This window comes from Dehalococcoidia bacterium (assembly GCA_028711995.1).
In the GTDB taxonomy this organism is placed as follows: Bacteria; Chloroflexota; Dehalococcoidia; order SZUA-161; family SpSt-899; genus JAQTRE01.
In genome coordinates this window covers 1-24,840 of sequence record JAQTRE010000014.1, presented here as the reverse complement: position 1 = coordinate 24,840, position 24,840 = coordinate 1, and the positions used below count along the sequence as shown (strand labels likewise).

At 54.8% G+C, this 24,840-nt stretch carries 20 protein-coding genes and 1 pseudogene; 17 read left to right on the top strand and 4 right to left on the bottom strand.

The window, feature by feature from the left end; genetic code table 11:
• Window positions 1–295: 295 nt before the first annotated feature.
• The 6 genes from PHV74_03905 to carB all read left to right on the top strand — a co-directional run bounded on the left by PHV74_03905 (window position 296) and on the right by carB (window position 9,522).
• A complete protein-coding gene (locus PHV74_03905) occupies window positions 296–1,519 on the top strand; it encodes an ammonium transporter (GenBank protein ID MDD5093510.1) in 1,224 nt (407 codons plus the stop codon).
• 141 nt (window positions 1,520–1,660) lie between these two features.
• The gene (locus PHV74_03900) at window positions 1,661–2,890 is read left to right on the top strand and encodes an ammonium transporter (GenBank protein MDD5093509.1); all 1,230 of its coding nucleotides are present in this window, start codon (window positions 1,661–1,663) and stop codon (window positions 2,888–2,890) included.
• Window positions 2,887–3,225 (top strand): P-II family nitrogen regulator, encoded by a 339-nt coding sequence (locus tag PHV74_03895; protein MDD5093508.1) that lies wholly within the window; start codon window positions 2,887–2,889, stop codon window positions 3,223–3,225. The genes PHV74_03900 and PHV74_03895 overlap by 4 nt, the downstream gene beginning before the upstream one ends.
• 120 nt (window positions 3,226–3,345) lie before the next feature.
• The gene (locus PHV74_03890; protein MDD5093507.1) at window positions 3,346–4,689 is read left to right on the top strand and encodes a glutamine synthetase family protein; all 1,344 of its coding nucleotides are present in this window, start codon (window positions 3,346–3,348) and stop codon (window positions 4,687–4,689) included.
• Between the two features lie 424 nt (window positions 4,690–5,113).
• Window positions 5,114–6,217: a glutamine-hydrolyzing carbamoyl-phosphate synthase small subunit gene (gene carA / locus PHV74_03885; GenBank protein MDD5093506.1), complete on the top strand. Its 1,104-nt coding sequence runs from the start codon at window positions 5,114–5,116 to the stop codon at window positions 6,215–6,217.
• Window positions 6,218–6,279: 62 nt separating this feature from the next.
• Window positions 6,280–9,522, top strand: coding sequence for a carbamoyl-phosphate synthase large subunit (gene carB, locus PHV74_03880; GenBank protein ID MDD5093505.1), 3,243 nt, complete (start codon window positions 6,280–6,282; stop codon window positions 9,520–9,522).
• A gap of 205 nt (window positions 9,523–9,727) precedes the next feature.
• On the opposite strand, the gene PHV74_03875 is transcribed toward carB, so the two are convergent.
• The 3 genes and pseudogenes from PHV74_03875 to PHV74_03865 all read right to left on the bottom strand — a co-directional run bounded on the left by PHV74_03875 (window position 9,728) and on the right by PHV74_03865 (window position 12,036).
• Window positions 9,728–10,957: an NADH:flavin oxidoreductase gene (locus tag PHV74_03875; GenBank protein MDD5093504.1), complete on the bottom strand. Its 1,230-nt coding sequence runs from the start codon at window positions 10,955–10,957 to the stop codon at window positions 9,728–9,730.
• Window positions 10,958–11,097: 140 nt separating this feature from the next.
• Window positions 11,098–11,343, bottom strand: coding sequence for a TM2 domain-containing protein (locus PHV74_03870; protein ID MDD5093503.1), 246 nt, complete (start codon window positions 11,341–11,343; stop codon window positions 11,098–11,100).
• Window positions 11,344–11,980: 637 nt separating this feature from the next.
• A pseudogene (locus tag PHV74_03865) lies at window positions 11,981–12,036 on the bottom strand (zinc-ribbon domain-containing protein).
• A gap of 273 nt (window positions 12,037–12,309) precedes the next feature.
• On the opposite strand from PHV74_03865, the gene PHV74_03860 reads away from it, so the two are divergent.
• The 10 genes from PHV74_03860 to PHV74_03815 all read left to right on the top strand — a co-directional run bounded on the left by PHV74_03860 (window position 12,310) and on the right by PHV74_03815 (window position 23,493).
• Window positions 12,310–14,367: an NAD(+) synthase gene (locus tag PHV74_03860; protein MDD5093502.1), complete on the top strand. Its 2,058-nt coding sequence runs from the start codon at window positions 12,310–12,312 to the stop codon at window positions 14,365–14,367.
• An 89-nt stretch (window positions 14,368–14,456) separates the two neighbouring features.
• Entirely contained in the window at window positions 14,457–14,741 is a 285-nt protein-coding gene (locus PHV74_03855; GenBank protein MDD5093501.1) for a hypothetical protein, read from the top strand.
• Window positions 14,742–14,767: 26 nt separating this feature from the next.
• Complete coding sequence (locus PHV74_03850) at window positions 14,768–15,091, top strand: hypothetical protein (GenBank protein MDD5093500.1); 324 nt, start codon at window positions 14,768–14,770, stop codon at window positions 15,089–15,091.
• Between the two features lie 142 nt (window positions 15,092–15,233).
• Window positions 15,234–15,482, top strand: coding sequence for an AbrB/MazE/SpoVT family DNA-binding domain-containing protein (locus tag PHV74_03845; protein ID MDD5093499.1), 249 nt, complete (start codon window positions 15,234–15,236; stop codon window positions 15,480–15,482).
• Window positions 15,483–15,818 (top strand): type II toxin-antitoxin system PemK/MazF family toxin, encoded by a 336-nt coding sequence (locus PHV74_03840; protein ID MDD5093498.1) that lies wholly within the window; start codon window positions 15,483–15,485, stop codon window positions 15,816–15,818.
• 452 nt (window positions 15,819–16,270) lie between these two features.
• The gene (locus PHV74_03835; protein MDD5093497.1) at window positions 16,271–18,382 is read left to right on the top strand and encodes a hypothetical protein; all 2,112 of its coding nucleotides are present in this window, start codon (window positions 16,271–16,273) and stop codon (window positions 18,380–18,382) included.
• A gap of 123 nt (window positions 18,383–18,505) precedes the next feature.
• Window positions 18,506–19,288 (top strand): hypothetical protein, encoded by a 783-nt coding sequence (locus tag PHV74_03830; protein ID MDD5093496.1) that lies wholly within the window; start codon window positions 18,506–18,508, stop codon window positions 19,286–19,288.
• A gap of 26 nt (window positions 19,289–19,314) precedes the next feature.
• Window positions 19,315–21,762, top strand: a complete 2,448-nt coding sequence (locus PHV74_03825; GenBank protein ID MDD5093495.1) for a pyruvate formate lyase family protein — start codon at window positions 19,315–19,317, stop codon at window positions 21,760–21,762.
• Between the two features lie 220 nt (window positions 21,763–21,982).
• Window positions 21,983–22,438, top strand: coding sequence for a hypothetical protein (locus PHV74_03820; protein ID MDD5093494.1), 456 nt, complete (start codon window positions 21,983–21,985; stop codon window positions 22,436–22,438).
• Between the two features lie 155 nt (window positions 22,439–22,593).
• Window positions 22,594–23,493, top strand: coding sequence for a glycyl-radical enzyme activating protein (locus PHV74_03815; protein MDD5093493.1), 900 nt, complete (start codon window positions 22,594–22,596; stop codon window positions 23,491–23,493).
• Window positions 23,494–23,524: 31 nt separating this feature from the next.
• On the opposite strand, the gene PHV74_03810 is transcribed toward PHV74_03815, so the two are convergent.
• Window positions 23,525–24,154 carry a hypothetical protein gene (locus PHV74_03810; protein MDD5093492.1) on the bottom strand — a complete coding sequence of 210 codons (630 nt, stop codon included), beginning with the start codon at window positions 24,152–24,154 and terminating at the stop codon, window positions 23,525–23,527.
• Window positions 24,155–24,349: 195 nt separating this feature from the next.
• Between PHV74_03810 and PHV74_03805 the strand changes: the two genes are divergently transcribed.
• Window positions 24,350–24,757 (top strand): SLC13 family permease, encoded by a 408-nt coding sequence (locus PHV74_03805; GenBank protein MDD5093491.1) that lies wholly within the window; start codon window positions 24,350–24,352, stop codon window positions 24,755–24,757.
• The last annotated feature ends 83 nt before the right edge of the window (window positions 24,758–24,840 follow it).

The following is a 24,840-nucleotide window of genomic DNA, read 5'->3' as shown; positions in this document are numbered from 1 at the left end:
TGTGCATGCACCCGTCCAAATTAGCGTACCATACTCGGATCAAAGGCAAAACCAAGCCAGCCCTCATCCGTGCACCGGGCCTCCACCCAATATTTGAGCATCGTTCGTCGGGATATTCGGCCTTGGCATTGTGCTGTCAGTGAAACTCCCCAAGGATGGAGCCTCGGGCATGAGGGTTTGAATACGCCATCGCACCCAAAAACGCAATCCTCTGAAACATGGCTGTAACACAAGCTTAATTTGCTTGAAATACGCAGAAGATATCCTTTGAACCAGTGGGGGAGGTTAACCATGAATAAACGCAGGTGATACTGTATGGGTTCTTATGTCGACAGCCATGGTCATGCTGATGACACCCGGCCTGGCGCTGTTCTATGGAGGAATGGTCAGAAGCAAGAACGTGCTTTCCACTCTGATGATGAGCTTTGTTCTTCTCGGCGTTATCGGCTGCCTGTGGGCGCTTTATGGCTACAGCTTGAGTTTCGGGAATGATCTGGGTGGATTTATCGGAGAACTGAATTTCATCGGATTAATGGACGTGGGACCGGAACCATCGGGCACCTATGCCACCACGGTGCCGCATCTGGCTTTTATGGCTTTTCAAGCCATGTTTGCTGTGATCACCGTAGCCCTCTGGACAGGCGGCGTTGTTGAGCGTATCAAGTTCAGCTCCTTCCTGGTTTTCGCCATATTGTGGTTCACCCTGGTATATTGTCCGGTTGCCCATTGGGTATGGGGCAAGGGAGGCTGGCTGGCCAATCTCGGCGCTCTCGACTTTGCAGGCGGTACGGTGGTTCACGTTAATGCCGGAATGACGGCGCTGGCTTTGGCGCTACTCCTTCGCCCGCGGAAAGGATTCCGGGAGAAGGTCCCTATGGAGCCCGGCAACATACCGCTGGTGATCATCGGAGCCGGCATTCTGTGGTTCGGGTGGTTTGGCTTCAATGCCGGGAGTTCGCTCTCAGCCAACGGACAAGCGGCCAGTGCCTTTGTGGCCACCAATCTCTCGGCTGCGGCTGGTGCGGTAGCCTGGATGCTGCTGGCCTGGCATGATCGTCGACCCTCTGCGCTCGGTGTTGCCAGCGGTGCCGTGGCAGGACTGGTGGCCATCACTCCTGCTGCTGGTTTTGTTAACCCGATTGCTGCCATTCCTATCGGTGCGGTCGCTTCTGCCATCGGATATTACTGCATCCTGTGGAGAACGAAAAGGGGCATTGATGAATCGCTGGATGTGTGGGCAGTTCACGGCATGGGAGGTGTGTGGGGAGCGCTGGCAACAGGGATATTCGCTAATGCTGCAGTGGGTGGAGTGGATGGGTTGCTGTGGGGAAACGGCGGGCAATTCGTCAAGCAAATCGCCGCAGTAAGTGCCGTGGCAGCATTTGCTTTTGTCTCTACCATAATATTGGGGAAACTGGTTGACGTGACCATGGGCTTGCGTGTCAAGGATGAAGAAGAAGTGGTGGGCCTAGATATATCACAGCACGGCGAGAGAGCCTACGGGGGAGGGCTTCATTAAAATGGGATTGAGGCCGAACCCCTGCGATGGTCGATCTGCTAAACCAACGGGTGTAACACAATTGTAACAATCCCGTAACGCACCTGAAATATAAAATTGATACCATCGCCTCCGGAGAGAAAGGGAAGGGGGCACAAGCAGATGGTAAATGCCGGCGATACCGCCTGGGTTCTCATATCAGCAGCCCTGGTGTTACTGATGATACCGGGATTGGCTTTGTTCTATGGGGGGATGGTAAGGCGCAAAAATGTACTATCGACATTGATGATGAGCTTTGCCCTTCTGGGAGTGATCGGAATTCTCTGGTTGTTTTACGGGTATAGTTTGAGCTTTGCGCCGGACCTCGGCGGCGCAATAGGGAAACTGGATTTTCTGGGGCTGAGAGATGTGGGGCAGATGCCCTCGGCTATTTATGCGACCACAGTGCCGCATCTGGCTTTCATGATATTTCAGGGCATGTTCGCCATCATCACCGTGGCCCTCTGGACCGGGGGTATAGTAGAGCGGACCAAGTTCAGCGCTTTTCTGGTTCTGGCCGTCCTGTGGTTTACTCTGGTGTATTGCCCGATTGCCCACTGGGTTTGGGGACAAGGGGGTTGGCTGGCAGAGTTGGGCACGCTTGATTTCGCCGGGGGCCTTGTGGTTCACGTGAACGCCGGAATGTCGGCACTGGCCCTGGCATTGTTATTGGGCCACCGGAAGGGATTCAAGGAAGGCGACCCGATGGAGCCTCACAACATTCCTATGGTTGTGCTGGGGACAGGCCTTCTCTGGTTTGGCTGGTTCGGATTCAACGCGGGGAGCGCATTAGGTGCAAACGGACTAGCGGCCAGTGCCTTCGTGGCCACTTTTGCCGGGGGAGCCGCCGGTGCGGTAACCTGGATGCTTCTCGCATGGCGAGATCGTCGTCCCTCTGCCCTTGGCATTGCCACCGGAGCTGTTGCGGGCCTAGCTGCGGTAACTCCCGCCGCGGGATTCGTGGACCCGCTTGTCGGGGTGATCATCGGAATAGGCGCTTCAGTAATTGGCTACTACTGTATGCTCTGGAGGCGGGGAAAAGGAGTCGATGAGTCGCTGGACGTATGGGCCGTTCATGGCATGGGAGGAATTTGGGGAACCTTGATGGTAGGTGTCTTTGCCAGCGCAGCAGTCAACCCGGCAATATCGGATGGATTGATCTGGGGCGGAGGCACACAATTAGTCAAGCAGGCCGCCGGTGTTGCGGCGGTCGGAGCATTTGCCTTTGCTGCTACCTGGGGACTGGCCAAGCTTGTCGATCTCACCATTGGGCTCAGAGTTAACGCGGACGAAGAGATGGTCGGCCTGGATATTTCACAGCACGGGGAGAGAGCTTACGGAGGAATACTATGAAAAAGATAGAGGCAATCATTCGACCGGAGAAACTGGAGGCCGTCAGAGCCGCTCTGGCCGAGGTGGGCATCAGAGGATTGACGGTGACGGAAGTCAGCGGCCGCGGCAAACAATTGGGCATCACGTTGCAATGGAGGGCCGGGACATACCAGGTAGACCTTTTGCCCAAGATCAAGCTCGAGGTGGTGGTGGTCGAGGGTGATGTAGGCCAGGCCATACGCACGATCATCAGCAAAGCCAGGACCGGAGAAAAAGGGGATGGAAAGATATTTGTCCTCCCCGTGGAGAACGCCATACGCATCAGAAACGGGGATGACGGTGACAATGCCGTCTAAAGGATTTCATCGAGGGAGGCTGTAATATGTCTGTAACAATCGGCTGCTAACATTCTACTCAGAAGAAAGTCGAAGCTCGAAAAAACATTCCATCGAGAACAGCCAAGAAGGAGGTCTGAAATGGCAAACAGAACCAGAGACGAAGGCAAAGAGTATGTGCTCAAGATGGCCAAGGATCACGATGTAAAGTTCATCCGATTATGGTTCACTGATATCTTGGGATTCCTCAAGAGCTTCGCCATTACCGTTGAAGAGCTGGAGACCGCCCTCACGGAGGGAATGGGATTCGACGGCTCGTCCATCGAAGGTTTTGTGCGCATCGATGAAAGCGACATGATCGCCCTGCCCGATCCCGATACCTTCCGCCTGCTCCCGTGGACGCCCAAGGAGCATCGGGCCATGGGCCGGATGTTCTGCGATGTGGTGAGGCCGACCGGAGAACCTTTTGAAGGAGATCCGAGATACGTGCTCAAGAGAAACCTGAAAAGGGCTGCGGATCTGGGGTATACCTTTTACGTCGGCCCGGAGCTGGAATATTTCTATTTCAAGGATTCAAAAGGAACCGAGGTGCTGGATCAGGGAGGATATTTCGATCTGATTCCTCTGGATGCGGCTACAGACTTCCGTAGAGATACGGTCCTTGCCCTGGAGGAAATGGGGATCGGGGTGGAATACGCCCATCACGAAGTGGCTCCCAGCCAGCACGAAATAGATATGCGATACACCGATGCCTTGGCGATGGCCGACAATGTGATGACATATCGGCTCATAGTCAAACAGACAGCGATGCGCCATGGGGTGTACGCCACCTTTATGCCCAAGCCGATGTTCGGCGTCAATGGCAGCGGCATGCACGTACACCAGTCCCTGTTTAAAGGCAGTAAGAATGCCTTCTTTGACAAAGACGGTGAATACTATCTCTCCGATATCGCCCGATACTATATGGCCGGATTGCTCAAGCATGCCCCGGAGATCACATCCATCTGCAACCAATGGATCAATTCCTATAAGCGGCTGGTTCCGGGATATGAAGCGCCGGTATATCTCTCGTGGGCGCGACACAATCGATCCGACCTGGTCAGAGTGCCGGAATACAAGCCCGGAAGAGAAAAAGCCACCCGCATCGAATTCAGATCGCCGGATCCGGCATGCAACCCGTATCTGGCTTTTAGCGTGATGCTGGCCGCCGGACTGGAAGGGATTGAAAAGAAATATCCATTGCCTGATCCGGTTGAGGAAAGCGTGTATGAGATGAGCGAGGAAGAGAAGACCATCCGAGGAATCGGAACATTGCCCGGCTCTCTGACCGAAGCCATTAATCTCACTGAAAAGAGCGATGTGGTTCGCAAGGCCCTCGGCGATCACGTTTTTAAGCAGTTCATCGCCAACAAGAGGGTGGAGGCGGATAAGTTCCGCGTGCAGGTGACCGACTACGAATTGAATCGATATCTGCCCATACTTTAGATCGCCAAGATTCGAGGACGGATCAAAACTCTTTCGACGGTTTCTGCTATAATAATCGTCAGAGACCTTTAAGCCAGTTCCGAGAGACCGGCAAGGGGAAGCAAAACAAAATCAGGTGAGAGCCTCGATAGGAGGCTAAAGGCTGATGCCAAAACCCCTTGCTGAGACTCAGCAAGGGGTTTTTTTATGCCTGGGCATGGTGTCCGAACAAGATATTCAGGACAGGCGCTACCCTCTCCCATCAAGGGAGCAGGATTGCAAAGGGTAAAGGGACGCTTCCCTTCCGGGGGGTTGGGGGTGTCCCCAGTAAGGGCGATTAATGAATCGCCCCTACGTCCCCCCAAGAGTGGGGGGCAGGGGGTTGATTCAGACTCAAGTATTTCCTGACCCGAGGATTAACAACCAAGCATGTGAAGGTCGAAAAGTGGTGAAGAGAGCATTTCTGGCATTAGAGGACGGCTCGATCTACGAAGGGTATGCCTTCGGCGCTCCGATGGAAAGCTATGGCGAGGTGGTGTTCAGCACCAGCATGACCGGCTATCAGGAGATGCTCACCGATCCTTCATTTGCCGGGCAGGTGGTAGTGCCAACCTATCCGATGATCGGCAACTACGGCATCAACGAGCGCGACGTTGAGTCCAGGCGAATCCAGGTGGCGGGATTTGTGGTCCGGGAGGAATGTCCCCAGCCAAGCCATGGACTCAGCATCAGCACTCTGGACGACTACCTGAAGTCGCAGGGAATTCCCGGCATCGCCGGAATAGATACCCGGGCACTGGTAAGACGTCTGCGGTCCCGCGGAGTGATGATGGGGATGGTAACCTCCGAACGAACCAAAGAGGAAGCTCTCGCGCAACTTGAGGCTATTCCTCGATACGGGAACATCGACTTCGTGAAGAAGGTTACTGCAGATGCTCCCTACCAATGGGAGCCTGCGGCACAGGAAGATGGGCCCAGAATTGCCGTGCTGGACTGCGGGGTAAAGCACAACATTCTGCGGACACTGCGCCGACTTGGATGCTCAGTCACGGCCATGCCCTGCACGGCTTCAGCGGAGGAGATTCTGAAAATGAATCCCGATGGAGTGTTGCTGTCTCCAGGCCCAGGTGACCCGGCGATGCTCGGCTATCTGGAACCGACGGTGCGGCAGCTTGTGGAGACCAAGCCGGTGATGGGAATCTGCCTGGGACATCAGCTCATCGGACGGGTGTTCGGGGCAAAGACGTTCAAGCTCAAATTCGGGCATCGAGGGGCAAACCATCCGGTTCGGGATTTGCAGACCGGGCACGTCTATATCACCGCGCAGAACCACGGCTATGCCGTGGATGCCGATACCGTCAAAAACGGCCTTGAGGTGAGCCACGTCAATCTGAATGATGGAACTGTGGAAGGACTGCGTCACAAGGATTTGCCGGTCTTCTCCATCCAGTATCATTCGGAGGCCTCTCCCGGGCCATTGGACAATATGTACCTGTTCGAGAAATTTTTGGAGATGGTGAGTAGGGGCGACTCTCGTGGTCGCCCGTGAGATTCCGGGTAGCTTGGCCGACGTCGGCCAAGCTACCCCTTGGTAAAGGCAGTTGAAATCGAATGCAGCAGGTTAAGAAAGTCTTGGTCATCGGTTCGGGGCCGATCATCATCGGGCAGGCGGCGGAGTTCGACTACTCCGGCACTCAGGCATGCCGGTCTCTGCGCGAAGAAGGGATCACCACTGTTCTGGTGAACTCCAATCCGGCCACCATCATGACCGATGAGGGCATCGCCGATATCGTTTACATTGAACCGCTAACGGTAGAAGTCATCGAGAGGATCATCAAGAGGGAACGCCCCGATGGCCTTCTGCCGACACTCGGCGGCCAGACCGGACTCAATCTGGCGATCGAGCTGGCCGATGCCGGAATCCTGGATAAGTACGGTGTTCTAGTGCTGGGGACCCCCATCGCCACCATCCGCAAGGCCGAAGACAGAGACCTTTTCAAGCACATGCTCCTGGAGATCGGGGAGCCCGTGCCGCAGAGCGTCACGGTGAGGAACATGGATGAGGCCAGAGAAGCCGCCAGGGTGATCGGGTTTCCCATAGTGATTCGCCCTGCCTACACTCTCGGAGGCACCGGCGGAGGTATTGCCGGAAACCAGGCCCAATTCGAAGAGATCACCGCCGGAGGCTTGGCCGCCAGCCCGATCCATCAGGTTTTGCTGGAGAAGTGCCTCACCGGTTGGAAAGAGATCGAGTACGAGGTGATGCGCGATGGTGCCAACAATTGCATCATCATCTGCAATATGGAGAACATCGACCCGATGGGCATCCACACCGGCGACAGCATTGTGGTGGCCCCAAGCCAGACTCTGACGGATAAGGAATACCAGATGCTGCGTTCGGCCAGCATCCGGATCATTCGGGCACTGGGAATTGAAGGCGGCTGCAATGTCCAATTTGCGCTGGAGCCCAATCCGATCGTTGCCTCGCGCCAACCGGATGAGAGTCCCTATTATGTCATCGAGGTCAATCCGCGCGTCAGTCGAAGCTCGGCGCTAGCCAGCAAAGCCACCGGCTATCCGATTGCACGGGTGGCGGCCAAGATCGCTGCAGGGAAACGGCTCGACGAGATCGCCAACAAAGTCACCGGCAAGACGACCGCAGCCTTCGAACCGGCGCTGGACTACTGCGTGGTCAAAATCCCTCGCTGGCCTTTCGATAAGTTCGCCATGGGGGATCGGATTCTGGGCACGCAAATGAAGTCGACCGGCGAGACCATGGCCATCGACCGCACCTTCGAGGCCGCCTTCCAGAAGGCCATCCGCTCTCTGGAATTCGACAAGCGGACGATCCTCTGGGAAGACCCCCGATGGAAAGACGGACAATTCGGATTTGAGCCCACCGACCAGCGCCTGTGGGCGATCATGGCCGCTCTCCGGCGGGGAATGACTACTGAAAACATTTGCCGGCGCACCGGCATCGACCCCTGGTTTCTGAATAAATTTCAAAACCTGGCGGAGATGGGAAAGCGTCTCCTTTCGGAAAAATTGACGCCAGAGCTGCTTCGAGAAGCCAAAAGGATGGGCTTCCCTGATGGAGTCATCGGCACGCTGGCCGACAGGTTGCCGGAGCAGGTGAGGGCATTGCGGCATCAATGGAACATTCTTCCGGTTTACAAGATGGTGGATACGTGCGCCGCCGAGTTTGCCGCTGAAACCCCTTATTTCTACAGCACTTACGAACAGGAAAATGAAGCCGAACCGCTTGGCGGAGAGAAGGCGGTGGTGATCGGCAGCGGGCCAATCCGCATCGGGCAGGGCATCGAGTTCGATTATTGCAGCATCCATTCGGCGTGGGCGCTTCAGGAAGCAGGCATCGGCAGCATCATGGTCAATTCGAACCCGGAGACCGTCTCCACCGATTTCGATATCAGCGACCGCCTTTACTTTGAGCCGCTCGATGAGGAAAGCCTGCGGGATATTCTGGAGAACGAGATCGGAGATTCCGGGAACGCGCCACCGTGCATCGTTCAATTCGGCGGGCAAACGGCCATCAACCTGGCCGAACCTCTCACTCGAAGCGGAATAACCCTTCTGGGCTCCAGTTCGGACGCCATTGACATCGCTTCAGACCGAGGCCGCTTCGGAGACTTCCTCTCTCGCCTGGGAATCCCTCAGCCGCCCGGCGCAGCGGTGAGAACGGTTGAGGAGGCTCTAAACGTCGCTGAGGCGATCGGCTATCCGGTTCTGGTCAGGCCAAGCTACGTCTTAGGCGGCCGGGCGATGGAGATCGTTCACAGTCCCACCGAAATCCACCGATTCATGAAATTCGCCGCCGAGCTGGATGAGCGCAAAGTGGTGCTCGTCGATAAGTATTTCGAAGGCAAAGAGGTAGAGGTCGATGCGATCTGCGATGGCGAGGCAGTTCTCATTCCCGGGGTGATGGAGCAAATCGAGCGAGCAGGGGTGCACAGCGGCGATTCGATGGCGGTCTATCCGGGGATCAATCTCACCAAAAAGGAAGTGGACACTATCGTCGAATACACCACTACCATCGGCCTTCATCTGGGCATCAGGGGGCTGATGAATATCCAGTATGTGATCATGCCCGGAGAAAATGGTTCCGAGGTTTTTGTGATTGAAGTGAACCCTCGGGCCAGCCGCACTGTGCCCTTCATTTCCAAGGTCACCGGCGTGCCGATGGTCAAGGTGGCGACCAATGTGATGCTGGGGAAAAGCCTGGCGCAACAGGGATACAAAGGCGGCCTGTGGAAAAGGCAGAAGCTGGTGGGAATCAAAGCGCCGGTGTTTTCCATGGCCAAGTTACCCGGCGTGGATACCTACCTGGGGCCGGAGATGAAATCCACTGGTGAGATTCTAGGGATCGACTATGATTTTGCGGGCGCATTTGCCAAGGCGCTGATAGCTGCCGGACTCTCTCTTCCCTCCGAGGGGTCCATACTGCTGAGCATCGCCGATCGGGATAAGCCCAGCGCCATACCCATCATCCGGAAACTGGCCCAGATCAATTACCGAATCTATGCCACTGAGGGCACGGCAGCATTCATTGCGGATATGGGGATTCCAGTGACGAGGATCACCAAAAAGCTGTTTGAAGGCCACCCCAACGTCTTGGATGTAATCCGGGATGGGACGGTGGATGGGGTGATCAATACTGCATCAGGCGCTAGAGTTCCACTTCGCGATGGTTTCTATATCCGGCGCGCTGCCGTGGAACGCCGAATTCCCTGCTTCACCTCGATCGATGCCGCCAGGGCGGCGGTGGATGCGCTGGGGCGCAAAGGGCAGCAGTTCAACGTCCTGCCGCTGCGGGAGTACCTGCACCCGAATGGCTAGTGTTGTGTCAACTATGATCTGGCGCAATGTCATTCTGAGGGAATCCGTATGGATGACCGAAGAATCTTCGATGATGGGGATTGAGATTCTTCGCTTCGCTCAGAATGACATTACAAATATGACATAACACTGGGACTCAAAGGCATTCTTCATATCAGGCGTTTCTATAGGACTGCCCATCGAACCGAAATCCACCCGCCATCGCCTACGAATCTTGAAGAGGTTTCGGCCGTTCTTTTTTGTTTATTCTTTTCCCGTGGTAACAACGCAACGGCCTCTTGGTCACGTATCCGATACAGAGATTACAATGGATGCACCTTGAAGGCTCACGGCTTCCCATACGAATCTTCTCTGGAAATCCCACGTCCACTATAAGGGCTCGGGAAAGTGAAATATAATCGGCGTCCTCCCTCTCGATAACTGCTTCCATTGTCCCGGGATTTATGAGCCCGCCGACAAGGAATACGGGAATATCCACCTTGCCTTTGATGGCCTTGGCGCTCTCCAGATTGTAAGCCTCAACAAAGGGAAGAGGCTTGACGATTTTCCTTCCCAGGAGCCTCATTAGCGTGCGATAGACCGGATTCTTTTTTCGGTAGATATCCCAATCATCAAGCATGGCTTCCACGGGCAGATCCCCTCTCAGTGTGGAGAAATTGTCTTCGTCGATTCCGCAGCTGACCTCAATCCCGTCAAACCCCATTTTACCCATCATCCGGGCCATCTCCATGCTTTCATCCAATCTCAGGCCGCCTTTCATCGTGTCATATCCGTTGATTTTTATGAGGATAGGGAACTCCTCGCCCACCTGTTTGCGGCATTGGTGGTATATCTCGCTGACAAAGCGCATTCGATTCTCAATGGACCCGCCCCACTGGTCTTTTCTCCTGTTGGTATACGGAGAGAGGAATTGATTGATGAGGTAGCCATGAGCGCCATGGATTTGCACGGCATCAAAACCGCTCTCTTTGGCCCTCCTCGATGCTTGGCCAAACGCCTCGATGATTCTTTCGATGTCTTCCTCGGTCATCTCCCTTGGCGTAACAAATAGAGACTTGTCTCTTACGGGTGAGGGGCCGATAGGTTGCGTGCCGATAGCATCATAGGTTGTCTGCCTCCCGCAATGGGCAACCTGCATCGCAATCTTGGCGCCGTTCTGGTGAACGTGATCGGTCAGTTCGCGATATGCCGATATGTGCTCCTCGCGGTCGATGCCTTGCATCCCTTTGGAGGGGCTGTTTCCGTCACGAGAGACAAAGGCATATCCGGTTATGATCAGGCCGACGCCCCCTTTTGCCAGCCTTTCATAGAGCTTAAAGAGCGCTTTTTCAGGAAATCCGTTTAGGTCGGACATCCCCTCATGAGTCGCCGACCGAACCAGCCTGTTTTTCAGCTCCATGTTTTTGATGCAGGTCTTTTCAAAAAGTGCTGCCATTAATTCTCCTGCCTACTGCAAACATTGGGTTCAGGTGGCCAAATCTCGGCTTGTCTATCGAGTCTTTTCGCCCACTGCCTTGGCGGTATCGTAGTCGGGGTATCACCCTGCCCTTGAACAATAAGGGCATCGACAGGCCTCTACCATTTGGTAATGGGCAGGCCATCCTTGTCTTTCATTTCACCACAGATCGCCATAACGAAATCGATCAGAGCCCAAACCCCCAGACCACCGCAGGTAACCAGCATCAAGACTCCAGTCCCGATCTTCCGAAGGTAAAATCGATGGATGCCCAATGTTCCCGCAAATGCAGCCAGTAGAGTTACCGCGAGTCTGGAACTTGGTGAGACAGAGGACTCGATTTGCGCCGCTGGATACGTTTTCATTACTTGGATGCGCGCTTTCCGACGCTTCAGAAACACCCATACGATAGCCAGAACTCCCAGGATGAATCCGCCAAATCCGATACCGAAACTCCTGAGCAGAAAGGCAACGATATCGAAGCTCGGCCCCACGGCGAAGACCACTTCCGGCACTGAGGTTCCGTCTTGATACCGTGTGGTAAGGACATATCTTCCCGGTTGCTCGATCTCGAACTCAAACAACGATTTCCCGGCACGGCTTCCATATTGATAGCTGAAATCCCCGCTGCTGTTCGACAGCGGAACAGATCCGAATCCATCCTTGGATTGAAGGTTGACCACTACCCCCTTCAAGTACTTGCTGGTTGAGTATCCTATACCATCAACAGAACTCTGATACTCATAATAGAGTGTGTATTTGCCGGTTTCATCAAACTGAAGCTCATGGACGCCGGGGACAATGAATCGTTCATCGGGGTTGTTGCCGACGAATCCCACGACGAAGAGAACAATAGCCAGAACAAATCCAACCACAATGAGAGATATCCCAACACCATAGAACCAGGGGCTGGGACCCTTGACGGCCATATCGGGCGTGACTTCGATGGGACGATTGCCGGTATCTAACTGACGGGTGTCGCTGACATTTCGAGCCAGAGGGGCAGAACAATGGGGACATACCTGCCAATTATCCGATACTTGAGCTCCGCACTTCACACAGTACAAGTTGGCCACCTCCTATCAACGCCACCGTCTGACTCTTCGCCCAAAAAGGCAGCAAAATGCGTCATCAACGAAGTTCCTATTCAAGATAAAGTCATCTGTTTTTTCCACAGATTCCGTAAATTGTCCTCATTATATCCCACAGGGTCTATGGAGTCAAAATCGACGATAGCGGGTGATCATGGTTGTTCCCAAATCCTGGGTGCCGCCTGCCCATCATCGCCTGCTGTGGTATAATCGAATCCAAGCAGTGGAGAGGGGGCTCATATGCACCATCGATTCTATTCGCTCTATTCTCACGGGTTCATCCGGGTAGCGGTGTGCGTTCCCTCCGTGCGTGTGGCCGACCCGGCCTACAATCTGCAGCATACCCTCGCTCTGGCTCGGCGCGCTTCGGAAAAGCACGCCGCCGTGGCCCTCTTTCCGGAGATGGGAATCTCCGCCTATTCCAACGACGACCTTTTCCACCAGGATGCCCTTTTGGAGGCAACCCTCTCGGTGCTGGAGAAGTTGGTGAGTGAAAGCCGAGAGCTCGCACCCGTATTGCTCGTCGGCGCGCCACTGCGACTGGAGGAGAAGCTTTTCAACTGCGCCATTGCGATCTACCGGGGCAAAGTCCTCGGCATTGCCCCCAAGACGTATATCCCGAACTACCGCGAATTCTATGAGAAGCGCCAGTTCACCTCCGCCCGCGACGCCATTCGGAAGGAAGTGAATTTTCTGGGCCAATCTGTTCCTTTCGGCACCGACCTGATCTTCGAGGCGGCCAACATGCCCGGCTTTTCTCTTTACGCGGAGATATGCGAAGACCTCTGGACGCCCATCCCACCGAGCACCTACGGCGCTCTGGCTGGGGCAACCGTGCTGGCCAATCTCTCCGCGAGCAACATCACTGTGGGCAAGACCGATTACCGCCGACTCCTCTGCGCCTCGCAATCCGCCAAGTGCCTGGCCGCCTACCTTTATTCAGCTGCCGGTCCGGGGGAATCGACCACCGACCTGGCTTGGGATGGGCTGGCCCTGATCTATGAGAATTCCCGCAAGCTGGCCGAATCTGCGCGCTTTGCCAGAGAAGAGCAGCTGATCACTGCTGATATCGACATAGAGCGTCTGGTTCAGGAACGGATGCGGCTGACCAGCTTCAACGATTCGGTCGGAGAGAACCGGCAGCGGCTCTCTGCCATGCGCCGGATTTCCTTTGAGTTCCAGTTCCCCGAAGAGGATGTCTCCCTGAATCGCAGCGTGGAGCGTTTTCCTTTTGTCCCCGGCGATCCCTCGGTGATGGACAAGCGCTGCTACGAAATCTACAGCATCCAGGTTCAAGGCTTGATGAAGCGTCTGACGGCCTCTGGCATTCAGAGGGTAGTCATTGGGGTTTCCGGCGGGCTCGATTCCACCCAGGCTCTGCTGGTTTCAGCCGGGACCATGGATGCGATGGGGCTTTCCCGCAGCAACATCCTCGCCTATACCCTGCCCGGATTCGCCACCAGCAAGATCACCAAAGGCAATGCCCAGTCCCTGATGAAGGCGCTCGGCGTGACAGCCGGCGAGATCGATATCTCCCCTTCGTGCATGCAGATGTTCCGCGATATCGGGCATCCCTATGCCACAGGCGAGAAACAGTATGACATCACGTTCGAGAACGTCCAAGCGGGTGAGAGGACTTCTCATCTCTTCCGGCTGGCCAATCTGCATCATGCCCTGGTGGTCGGAACCGGCGACCTGAGCGAACTCGCTCTGGGGTGGGCCACCTATGGCGTCGGCGATCACATGTCACATTACAACGTCAATGCCTCAGTACCCAAGACGTTGATTCAGCACCTCATCCGATGGGTGACGACCACGGGTCGATTCGATCCCAAGACCAACGCCGTGCTGGAATCCATCCTCAACACCGAAATCTCTCCCGAGCTCATCCCAGATCAAGAGGATAACGCCGAGAGGCCTGCCCAGAGCACGGAATCGCAGATCGGCCCCTACGAGCTTCAGGATTTCAATCTCTACTACATCACCCGCTTCGGATTCCGGCCCAGCAAGGTGGCCTATCTGGCGCATCACGCCTGGAGGGATAAGGCCCTTGGAGGCTGGCCGGAGTTTATCCCGATGGAGAAACGCCACCAGTACGACCTGCCTGAGATCAAGAAATGGCTGGAGGTCTTCGTGTATCGCTTCTTCAAGACCAGCCAGTTCAAGCGGTCGGCGCTACCCAATGGCCCCAAGGTGGGATCGGGCGGCTCTCTCTCCCCCCGCGGTGACTGGCGCGCCCCCAGCGACTCCGAGGCCACGGTGTGGCTGGAGGAGTTGAAAAACAACGTGCCAGGGTAGTTCCTTGTATCAACTTGTTAGGCGAATAAGAAGAGGACGGTGACCGGGAATCGTGACACTTGAGCAGTGGGCGGCAATTGCTCAGGCCGGTGCAGCTGTCTTCACCTTCGTCGGCGTCGTTGTGTCTCTTGTCGTGGCATTACTGGGCCATCAGGGAAGTCCTGAAAGATCGCAAGATCAGCAATGCGCCTTTCCTGGCGTTCGAGCCTGGCGGTTCCCGCTACATAATCGAGTTCACAGATATCGAAGCCGAAGAAAAGAAGGACCTTGGCTTGCCGGAAGAGGCCACAAGGGTCCGCGAGCAGACGGTACAATACCTCACTTCTACGGAACACTCCGTAATTATGGCTCTGGTACTGCATTTCAAAGTGTAGTAACATGGGCCCCAGAGGAGATTTGTGTGGGACTCGATAAGTTAAAACTTGACGGTGCGAAGCTGTCGGAACACAAGTACAATCGAGAGCTGAATGCCATTCCAGCATCCCCCGGACACATCCTCCCGAACCAGACAGCCAATTTCTTCAGAAACCCTGCATTCATCATTGTCGACTACACCAAGCAGGTTAGAGAGGTTCAGGGCTATCTTGAAATTACCTGCCTCGACATCTTCCGTGAACCGCACGTGACGAGGCAGCGGTTTTTCCTGGCAACGGGCTACAATTTAGAGCCGCCCTACATCCATTTCACTTTTATGGACCTGGAAGCGCCGGTCACTGGCGCATAACGCATTGACCAACAACTGATCTCAGAAACCCGACCGCCAGAGCGTCATTTTTCTAGGGTGGCCTTGCTTTTGGTAGGAAGTCCTTCCCTTGACAGAGTATTTCCGCCATGGCTATACTTTGGATATCCGCAGGGGGTGCAACATGGTCACCAAGGTTCAGAAATGGGGCAACAGCCAGGGGCTCCGCCTTTCCAGACAGGTGTTGGAGGATGCGCACATTTCCGTTGGGGATGACGTTGATGTGGCTGTGCGGGATGGAGCCATCATTATCTCCCCCGCAAAGCCCAAACGCAGCAGGTATAACCTTGAGGAACTGGTATCCCGCATTCCTCCAGACTACGCAGCCGGTGAAGTCGATTGGGGCAAACCGGTCGGCAAAGAGGCGTGGTGAATGAAGCCCTACATTCCAGAGAAAGGCGACTTCATCACCGTAACCTTTGACCCTCAATCGGGCCATGAACAGAAAGGCCGCCGACCGGCCCTGGTGGTGAGCAATACCCTTTTCAACCAGCATACAGGTCTGGCCATCGTTTGTCCCCTGACGAATACGGATCGGGGATTCCCTTTCCACATCGCCGTTGCGGATGAGCCGAAAGTCAGCGGATTCATCATGGTGGAGCAGGTCAAATCGATCGATTTTCAGGCGCGTCAGGCCAAGCGTATCGGAAAGGCTTCGGATGGCGTGCTGGAAGAGGTTCTTTCCATTCTCGATGCCTGCATCTATTGAGGCGGCCTACTTTCGAGAGTTCCCATGAATAACGCCTACGTCCACGCCTACCACCCAAGAGAAAACTGAGATAAGATGAAAAAAACGGTCATCCCCGCTGTCCTATCGCAAGGTGGTTAGGAGCATTTTCCTGAGCTTCATGGTTTTGAACAATGGGAGTTTCCGGAATCCAATAGAAAAGAGGAGGGGTCTGATCGGCTGGCTGAAGGGATCGTGTTGGCACGGCACTGAAAGATGAGCAACCGCCACGCCGTCCAACAAGTGCATCGGGGGGGGGCGACGGCGCATACTGCTTTGTATCTCATGGCCAGCGTTATGCATCTCATGCCATAATCAGAAGCCACCATTGAAAAGAGAGCAGGCATTGGAGATGCCCCGTGCAGACTCCTATTGAAGAGGGAGGTAGGGGCACGACTGATCAAGCCCTTGCAAGGAGACTGGAGGTTAACAATATGAGCTTCAAAATATGGGGAAAGGTGAGGGAACTGGAGAGCAAACGGGGAATAGCCGGGCTCGCTGTAATCGCTTTCGATAAAGACCTTCTTTTCGATGATCTTCTGGGAAAAGCCACCACGGATGGAGACGGCAATTTTCAGCTTGCCTATGAAGGAAAGGCCTTCAACCAGTTCTTTGACAGTCGACCGGACATCTACTTGAAGATCGAGACCCGGGCGGGGAAGCTTCTTTTGACGACCCAAGACGCCGTGCGCTGGCAATCCGGGAAAGACGAGCATTTTGTGGTCGAGATTGACCGCAAGACTCTCCTCAGAGCGGGATTGGATGCAGGGACAGGGGCGCCGAGAACCGTCCCCGATGAACTCAAGAGGCTTACCTGCCTGGAGACACAGCCTCCGGACGATCCTCTGGCAGCAGCAATCAAGAGTGACGTGGAGGGCAAATCCTCCGTCCTTGAGCTGATGCAATCCTACCTCAAGGAACTGGAAGGGGAGATCGATAACAACGCCCCGCCTTTTGCCAAGCTGGCCAAACTCTTCCAGTGCGGCAAAACCCCGGACCGGGTTGAAGGGCATCACTATGGGATTACCATTGGCCTGAGAACGGGCGATAAAAAAGGCATATGGGCAGATTTCGGCAATGTGCTGGGGTTCATCTGGAGCACTTCACTGGGAAAGGTTCCCCCCTGGGTGGGAAAGAGTTTCCGGGAGGCTGGCACCGATGAACTGGCCGGGATGAGCGGGGAGTATGAGAAAGGCGACGTTCCCACCTTCATCGGGATCAATCATTTCAACGAGATCGACCAGTCGCCTTTAAATGCAGTGAGCCTGACGTTCCTGGCATTCTGGATGCGGCTGGAAGAGGCGAAGGAAGGGGAGCGGACGCGGTATGGCTATGAGAAAGAGGGGGGACATTTCATCGCCCGGCGGGCTCCTTCGGTCTATCGCCAAAGCCAGCGGGAAGTCTTTCAGCTCAACTATCGCTGGCCGAAATTGCACAACCTGCCGCCCTTGAGTTACCTTATCGATGAGATCGTGGAGATCGCTGAAGGCCTCTACCTGGGACAGTTGCTCTTTGCCACCAATCGGCTGTTTGGCGGATACGATCCCAGGCTGCCGGTTTCGGAGTACGACTACGAACACTTCGGCTATTTCCTGTTGATGGACGAAAGGTGGAAGACAGAGGCACAGATCGTCTTCCCTTACATAGGAATCCCGTATGCTCAAAGACCGAAGGTCGACCCCTTGCCGCAAAAATTCACCACGTTCACTTTTGCCGATCCGATTGACGGTAACTGCAATGACCGCCTGCTCGCTGAGATACAAGAAGAAATGAAGGATAAGAGAACCATCCTTGGTCTCCTGAAGGCCTATTCCGATGAGCTCAGAGAGCACCCGCATACGGACTCGCCCTACTTTGACAAATTGAGCGAGATATTCAACCGGGGCGTCTGCCCCAAAGAGCTGAAGGGATTCTTCAGGGGAGCGCTTGTGTCTTTTCACAGCGAGGGGCTTCTGGGTATTTTCAAGTTGAACACCCTCAATATGGCCTGGGGGCTTGCCCGGCTGTTTACTCCATGGACAGGCAAGACGTTCGAGGGGATTGATCCCCAGCAGTTACGGGAGATCACCGAAGACCACGAGACCGGCGAATCGCCGACATTCTGGGGAGCAAATACCTATTCTCTCCGCACCACTCCAAAGAGGCTTGTGGGAAAGGCGATGAAAGTGGCCGGTCTCTGGACTGAGGATCCCGCCCCGGAAGAGAAAAAGGCGTTCGGCATCGATCTGAAGAGCTTCTTCTTCATCGGAAGGCAGGCCGCCTCCGTCAATGCTGAGAACCGCGGAAAGCAGGTGTTCCAGTTCAACTATCGGTGGCCCAATCTCCGAACCTTTCCGCCCGATAACTACTGCCTGGACGAGCTGGTCCAGATTGCCGATGGCCTTTATTTAGGGGAGCTCATGTATGCCACCGAACTGCTCAAAAAGTATGATCCGGATAAGGACCCTTCCGAATATCAATATCGCAACTTCGGTTACTTTTTGTTGATGGATGAGGAGTGGCATCGGAGAAGGCTGGCAATAGGATTCGACCTGGATAACACGTAGTTGTCAGTGTTTATAGGGGCGACTCTTGTGGTCGCCCGTCATGGATGGATTCCCGCCTTACGCGAGAATGACCGACAACGGTATGTAGGGACGATCCTTGACTCGTCCCCGAAGGAGGATAAGATGGCGATATGGATTTCCAGCGATTGGCATTGCGATCCGGAGGGTTTGCGCCCCGGCGTGGTCGAGTGGATCACCTTGGGAAAGCAGGGGAAGCATCGTCTCATCGGCGATGGGGACATGTTCAACATCCTTCCTCTGGGCAAGAAGAAGTGGCAACAAGCTGCGGCATGCAAGCAACTGGGTGAACTGCTGGGCGACTACCCTTTTGACTATGTGGCGGGGAACCATGATCCCTACGGTGTGATGGTCGAGCTGATGAAGCCCTATCCCAACATCAAGGTGTACAAGAACCAGTTGGAGGTGGAGGAAGGCGGGCGCAAGTATTACATAACCCACGGCCATCGTTGGTCCATCGACTGGGGTTTTCTGGGCTTGAAACACATTGCTCCTCCGGTGGTGGAGTTTCTGGTCAATACTCCGCTGCTGCGCGATCTGTGGTACCGGATATGCCGATGGAGGGGATGGATGGCCAGCGACTTGAAGAAGGCCTCGCCCGTCAGCGGCAAGGAACAGGACAAGATCAACAAATTCATCAGAATCATCTGGGGTGGCGCCGATAAGCATGCCCTGGAGAATAACTGCTGTGTGATCATCGGCCATACGCACACCTCCGGGATTCACCGGCGGGGTGTCAGCAGAAGCCTGCCATCCCAAGCTTACATGATGGACGATGGCGATATCCAGGTAGACGGCAGCTACGTGGAGATTACAAAGGATGCTGAATTGCAATGGCTCCCAAGTTCAGCAACGCCTGCCGGAGGAGCGGAGCCGCCCGCCGAGTGATAGAATGGAGTCAAAGAGGAATCAATATGAGCCATTCCACGCTGAATGATCTGAGCCTGAGGGGAATTCTGCTGGATAATCTCCCGCGGCTGAAGGAGCTGCGCCAGCGACACTTCGCCAGCAATCCAGAAATCTGCACCGAACTCCCCCGGTGGATGACGCGCTACATGAAATCTGTGGATAATCCGGAGGATTCGCCGGAATTGCGGGCTGGCAAGCGCCTCAAGTACATGCTGGAAAACAAGCGTCCGCTGATCCCAGATGAAAATTTGCTTGCCGGCACCACTACTACCAGACCCGTTGGCGTGGTGCTTTACCCCGATTTTCTCAATGCCCTCTCCATCTGGCCGGAACTGGAGACCATTCACAGGAGAAAAAAGAACCCTTACCGAATCACCAGAGAGGAAATCAAGGAGCTGAATTTCGAGATATTTCCCTACTGGATGGACCGGACGGTGGCCGAGGTTTCCCGGAAGATTCACCACAATCCGGTTTGCCACCAAGTGATGGAGCGGATCGTCTTCTTTGTGGCGAGCAAGGCCGTCTGTATCTCTCATACCATCCCCGATTTCTCCGCGGTTGTTGAGCGGGGGTTGAAGGCGGTGAGAAACGAGGCCGAGGCGAAAGAGAAGGCTCTGGGGAGTGCGGTGGAGAATCGGCAGAAGACCGACTTCTATCAGGCGGTCCGGATGGCCATCGATGGCGTTCTCTCCTATGCTCAGAATTTGAGCCGGGAAGCCGGTCGGATGGCCGAAGCGGAGATCGATGCCAGCCGGAAACGGGAGTTGGAAGCCCTGCGCGATATTTGCGCCAGAGTCCCGGGAGAGAAACCGCAAACTTTCCGGGAGGCCCTGAATGCCGTTTGGGTCTGCTGGATCGCCCTTCATCAGGAGAATGCCAACGTGGGGTTGAGCCTGGGCAGGTTGGACCAGACTCTCTATGAGCTGTATCGGAACGATATCGATAGCGGAAACCTGACCCCTGCCGGGGCTGTTGAACTGATAGGCTGTTTCTGGTTGAAGATCGCCGATCACGTTCCGGTGGTTCCAGAGACGGGCGAAGCGCTTTTCGGGGGGACAGGATCCAATCAGGCCATTACCCTGGGTGGTGTGGATATGCAGGGTAACGATGCTGTAAATGATCTCACCTATGTGATGCTGAGAGCCACCGAGATTCTCGGGCTGCGCGATCCGAACGTCAACTGCCGATACTATCCGGGGGTCAATCCGCCGGAGTATTTGCGACGCCTGTGCGAAGTCAATGTCAATACCGGGGCAACGCCATGCTTTCACAACGATGTCTCGGTGATCGAATCTCTGATGGGGCAGGGGGTAACCCTGGAGCATGCGCGGGACTATGCTTCGGTCGGCTGCGTGGAGCCCGCCAGCAACGGGCGCACTTTCGGCCACTCCGGCGCCATTTTGATGAATCTCACCTCGCCTCTGGAGATGGCGCTCTTCCAGGGGAAACACCGGTTGACGGAAGATGAGCAGATCGGCCCGGTCACCCCGGCGCTCGATGTGATAACGTCTTTTGAGGAATTCAAGCAGGCTTTCGAGATTCAGATGGGCTGGCTCATCGAGCAGGCGGTGACGCTGAACAACGATTTTGGCAAAGTGCATCAGATGATTCATCCCACTCCCCTCCTCTCCGCCATGACGGAAGGATGTCTTCAAAATGACAAAGATGTGGTCGAAGGAGGGGCTACCTATAATTCTTCCGGGGTAGCCATCATCGGGCTTTCGGAAGTGGTGGATTCTCTCACTGCCATTCAGGAGTTCGTGTTCAATAAGAAGTCCGTAACGCTTTCGGAGATGGTCAAGGCAATCAACGAGAACTGGGAAGGTTCGCATCAGAAACTTCACAAGATGGTGAAGACCTCAACGGAGAAATTCGGCACCGACAGCCGGTTGGCCAAAGAGAATGCTGATTATATACTGGACTTTCTATACCGGGAGTTTCAGAGCAAACAGAACTATCGGGGCGGCAAATACACCGTTGGCTACTGGACGATGACCTACCACGCCGGATTTGCGCTGCTCACCGGCGCGCTTCCAAGCGGCCGGGTGAAGGGAGAGCCTCTGCCCAGCGGTATCACGCCGGTTTCGGGGTCGGCGCCGGAGCTGACGCCCTGCCTGAATTTCGTAGCCGGTCTGGATCACACCAAAATCACCAACGGTCACGCCTTGAATCTAAAATACACGCCATCTGAAAACCGAGAGCTCACCATCACCAAATTTGCCCAAAGCGTGGAAGCCTATATGCGGACAGGCGGCCTGCAGGTTCAGTTCAATATCATCAGCCGGGAGACTCTGGAAGACGCCAGAAACAATCCGGCCAACTATCCAGACTTGCTGGTCAGGGTATCCGGATATACGGCGTATTTCGTGGACCTGAATCCGACCATGCAGGGTGAAATTATCACCAGAGCGGAGTATAATCTGGAAAAAGGCAGAGAGGTTATCTTTCCATAGAGACTAAGGGGCGGGGATGCAGGATTTGTCCTGCCGGGGGCTAGAGGTTCCCAACTTCAGTTATCAGTTATCCGTTCTCAGTTTTCGAGAGGATGAAGGGACACTTCCCTTCCGGGGGTTTGGGGGTGTCCCCCAGATTTCCCTTCTTCCCCCAAGATTGGGGGCAGGGGGTTGATCAAGACTTTAATCACAGCTTCAATTTTTACAGCAGGAGAAGAAGATGGATTGGTTCCTCAACATATTCAGGCGGTGGTGGAAGACACGGGTTGAGAAACAGTTCCTGCGATGCATGGAAAGCGAGGCGGCGGAGGAGTTTCTGAAATTACTTCTGAAGCTAATGAGCCTGGCCTACAAGGTCGATAAGGATTTCCGGCGCAATATCATGGGCTTCAATGGCAGCTACCAGTTCAGGAGCCGTGACAAGTCGATTACTGTCGCCGCTACCTTCAGCGAAAATGGCCTCAAGGTGAAAGAGAAGCTGATCCCGAACCCTGACGTCTCGGTGATTTTCAAGGATGCCCGGTCTCTGATGACCTATCTGTTATCCATGGACAGAGATATCCTCAAGCTGGTCCTGAACAACGAGGTGATGATCAAGGGCAACTTGAACTACATGTTGAAGTTCGGATATATGGCCAATCATCTCCAACTGGCCGTGACCGGAAAGCAACCGTAATTTAGCGGGCTGCTGAAAAAGAGGGGAAGGATTCCTCCTTCCGGGGGCTTGGGGGTGTCCCCAAATTCAAAAGTGCCCCCAACGAGTGGGGGTTAGGGGGTTGAGTCAGATATTTCAACCTTCCCATCAAGACAGAGACGACTCCTTACTCATCGATGAATCGACAGCCGCTTGTTTTCGATATCAAGAGACACTCTCTAGACGATGGCCCCGGAATCAGAACCGTCATCTTCTTTAAGGGATGTCCTCTGCGATGCTCCTGGTGCCACAACCCGGAGTCCATTGATCCGGGACCGGAAATTGGATTCTACCCCTCCGCGTGCATCCGATGCGGCGATTGCGCTGCCGCCTGTCCCAACGGCGCAGCGCACCTGGACTTGCCGGGACGCATCGACCGGGCGGCATGCAAACGCTGTGGCACGTGTGTTGAAGCTTGTCCGGGCCGGGGCCTGAGGCAGATCGGCCGTTTCTACGAGATTGATGAGCTTGTGGAGATCGTCCTCCGCGACGAAGCCTATTATGAGACCTCAGGCGGGGGAGTGACTTTATCAGGGGGCGAACCGACTCTCTTTATCGACTATACTTCACTCCTCCTGCAACAGTTAAAGCAAAACGGAATCCAGACCGCAATCGAGACTTGCGGCTTTTTCGATTTTGATGAGTTCAATAAAAAAATACTGGGCTGGCTTGATCTGATTCTATTTGACATCAAACTAGCCGACCCGGAGCTGCACCGAAAATATACCGGCAAGGAGAATGAGGTCATCTTCAGCAATCTGGCCCGACTGGTACGGGAGAGGCCTTCCGGCGTCATTCCCAGGGTTCCTTTGATCCCCGGCATCACCGCTCAGGCAAAAAACCTGGAGCAGATTGCGGCGATGTTCAAAGAGATAGGAGTAAGGCGCTGCTGGCTTTTGCCCTATAACCCGCTAGGACTATCCAAGGGCGAGAGGATCGGCAAACCCACAGCGGGAATGCCGGGGCGCATGTTGCCCGGGGAGGAGATGGCTTGGATCAAAGGCTTCTTCTCCGGAATAGAATTGATCGAGATGTGATCAGATGCGCGCTTTGTTTTGTCTCTGATGGCTAGTCCGGTGACGTTCCACCCGGGTCACAGTCCTCGATGGCCTTTAAGTGGTGAGGAAGGATTCGTTCTTTGTAGATGCGCTCCAGCCGATCCAGCAGACGCTCCGGATCGGCATCATAGCACACGATTGCTCCTGTCTCCTTCTGCATAAAGCCGATGATTTCCTTCAAATGCTCGGTAATGCCTCCTGTGCCTTCCAGAACCCCAATTACCTTCGCCTCATCGTAGGCGATGGCGAATTCCCCCAGCGTTCCGGATCGGCCTCCGGCAAAGATAACCACGTCGCAGCTTCTGATGTTCTCTATCTCGCGTCCCATGAGTCCGCTGCCGGTGTAGATGATGGCATTGTAGCCACGAGTGGGTGATTGATACTTTCTCACATGCTCTTCCAGGTTGAGGGCAGGGGACACTCCCACTACAATCCCACCCGCCTCCCGGGCGCCGTTGACGGCTTGTTGCGGCAGACCCGGACAGGCTCCAGTAATAAGAACATAACCCCTTTTGGCAATGGTCACACCCAAGCGATGAACGATCTGGCAAGCCTTGTTTTCCAGCTTCCCGCCTGCTGATCCCATGACGCCGACGGTCATTCGGGGAAAGGGGGACGGTTGGGCCTGGTTGATATTCATGGGATTGCTGCTCCTTATTGCTGCATTGGGTCAGTTGAACTGCTGGTGACTGTGAAGATGATACCATCGGCACAGGGCAACAACAAGGTTCCTCAATGCCCCTTTGTGATCAGAAGAGCAAAGGAATTGATATAATAGATCAAATAGAACTGATTTGGAATTCTTCCTGGCGCTATCCGGGCACGAGATGATGCTTTGATTGCCGTCTTTATTTTAGTTGTCACCTACATTGGCATCGCCTTCACCAGGCTGCCCAAGGTCAATGTGGATCGCCCTTCTGCCGCCTTCACCGGCGCAGTGCTGATGATCCTCTTCGGGGTGCTCACCTTCGAGGAGGCAGTGGATGCCATCGATTTCAACACGATTGGGCTTCTCCTCGGTATGATGATCTTCGTTTCGGCTCTCAAGCTGGCGGGCTTTTTCAATTTGCTGGTAACAAAGTCGTTGTCCCTGGCACGAACCCCCCGACGCTTGCTTGTCTTGGTAGTTGTGGCCACAGCCGTATCCAGCGCTTTCCTGGTCAACGATGCAGTCGTTCTGCTCTTCACCCCCATTGTTATCTTGAGGCTGTTTAGTTTTGATTTCAGCCTCGACTTTGACTGATTTTGTAATGCCTTCACCCCCACGTATCTGGTAGAATCAACTCAGATTCAGATTGAGGGGGAGAATCCTCCATGAGAACAGCC

Coding starts and splice junctions, on each gene's coding strand:
- PHV74_03900 (MDD5093509.1), top strand. CDS start 1,661: ATGGTAAATGCCGGCGATACCGCCTGGGTTCTCATATCAGCAGCCCTG.
- PHV74_03895 (MDD5093508.1), top strand. CDS start 2,887: ATGAAAAAGATAGAGGCAATCATTCGACCGGAGAAACTGGAGGCCGTC.
- PHV74_03890 (MDD5093507.1), top strand. CDS start 3,346: ATGGCAAACAGAACCAGAGACGAAGGCAAAGAGTATGTGCTCAAGATG.
- carB (MDD5093505.1), top strand. CDS start 6,280: ATGCAGCAGGTTAAGAAAGTCTTGGTCATCGGTTCGGGGCCGATCATC.
- PHV74_03875 (MDD5093504.1), bottom strand. CDS start 10,957: ATGGCAGCACTTTTTGAAAAGACCTGCATCAAAAACATGGAGCTGAAA.
- PHV74_03870 (MDD5093503.1), bottom strand. CDS start 11,343: ATGAAAACGTATCCAGCGGCGCAAATCGAGTCCTCTGTCTCACCAAGT.
- PHV74_03860 (MDD5093502.1), top strand. CDS start 12,310: ATGCACCATCGATTCTATTCGCTCTATTCTCACGGGTTCATCCGGGTA.
- PHV74_03845 (MDD5093499.1), top strand. CDS start 15,234: ATGGTCACCAAGGTTCAGAAATGGGGCAACAGCCAGGGGCTCCGCCTT.
- PHV74_03840 (MDD5093498.1), top strand. CDS start 15,483: ATGAAGCCCTACATTCCAGAGAAAGGCGACTTCATCACCGTAACCTTT.
- PHV74_03835 (MDD5093497.1), top strand. CDS start 16,271: ATGAGCTTCAAAATATGGGGAAAGGTGAGGGAACTGGAGAGCAAACGG.
- PHV74_03830 (MDD5093496.1), top strand. CDS start 18,506: ATGGCGATATGGATTTCCAGCGATTGGCATTGCGATCCGGAGGGTTTG.
- PHV74_03825 (MDD5093495.1), top strand. CDS start 19,315: ATGAGCCATTCCACGCTGAATGATCTGAGCCTGAGGGGAATTCTGCTG.
- PHV74_03820 (MDD5093494.1), top strand. CDS start 21,983: ATGGATTGGTTCCTCAACATATTCAGGCGGTGGTGGAAGACACGGGTT.
- PHV74_03815 (MDD5093493.1), top strand. CDS start 22,594: ATGAATCGACAGCCGCTTGTTTTCGATATCAAGAGACACTCTCTAGAC.
- PHV74_03810 (MDD5093492.1), bottom strand. CDS start 24,154: ATGAATATCAACCAGGCCCAACCGTCCCCCTTTCCCCGAATGACCGTC.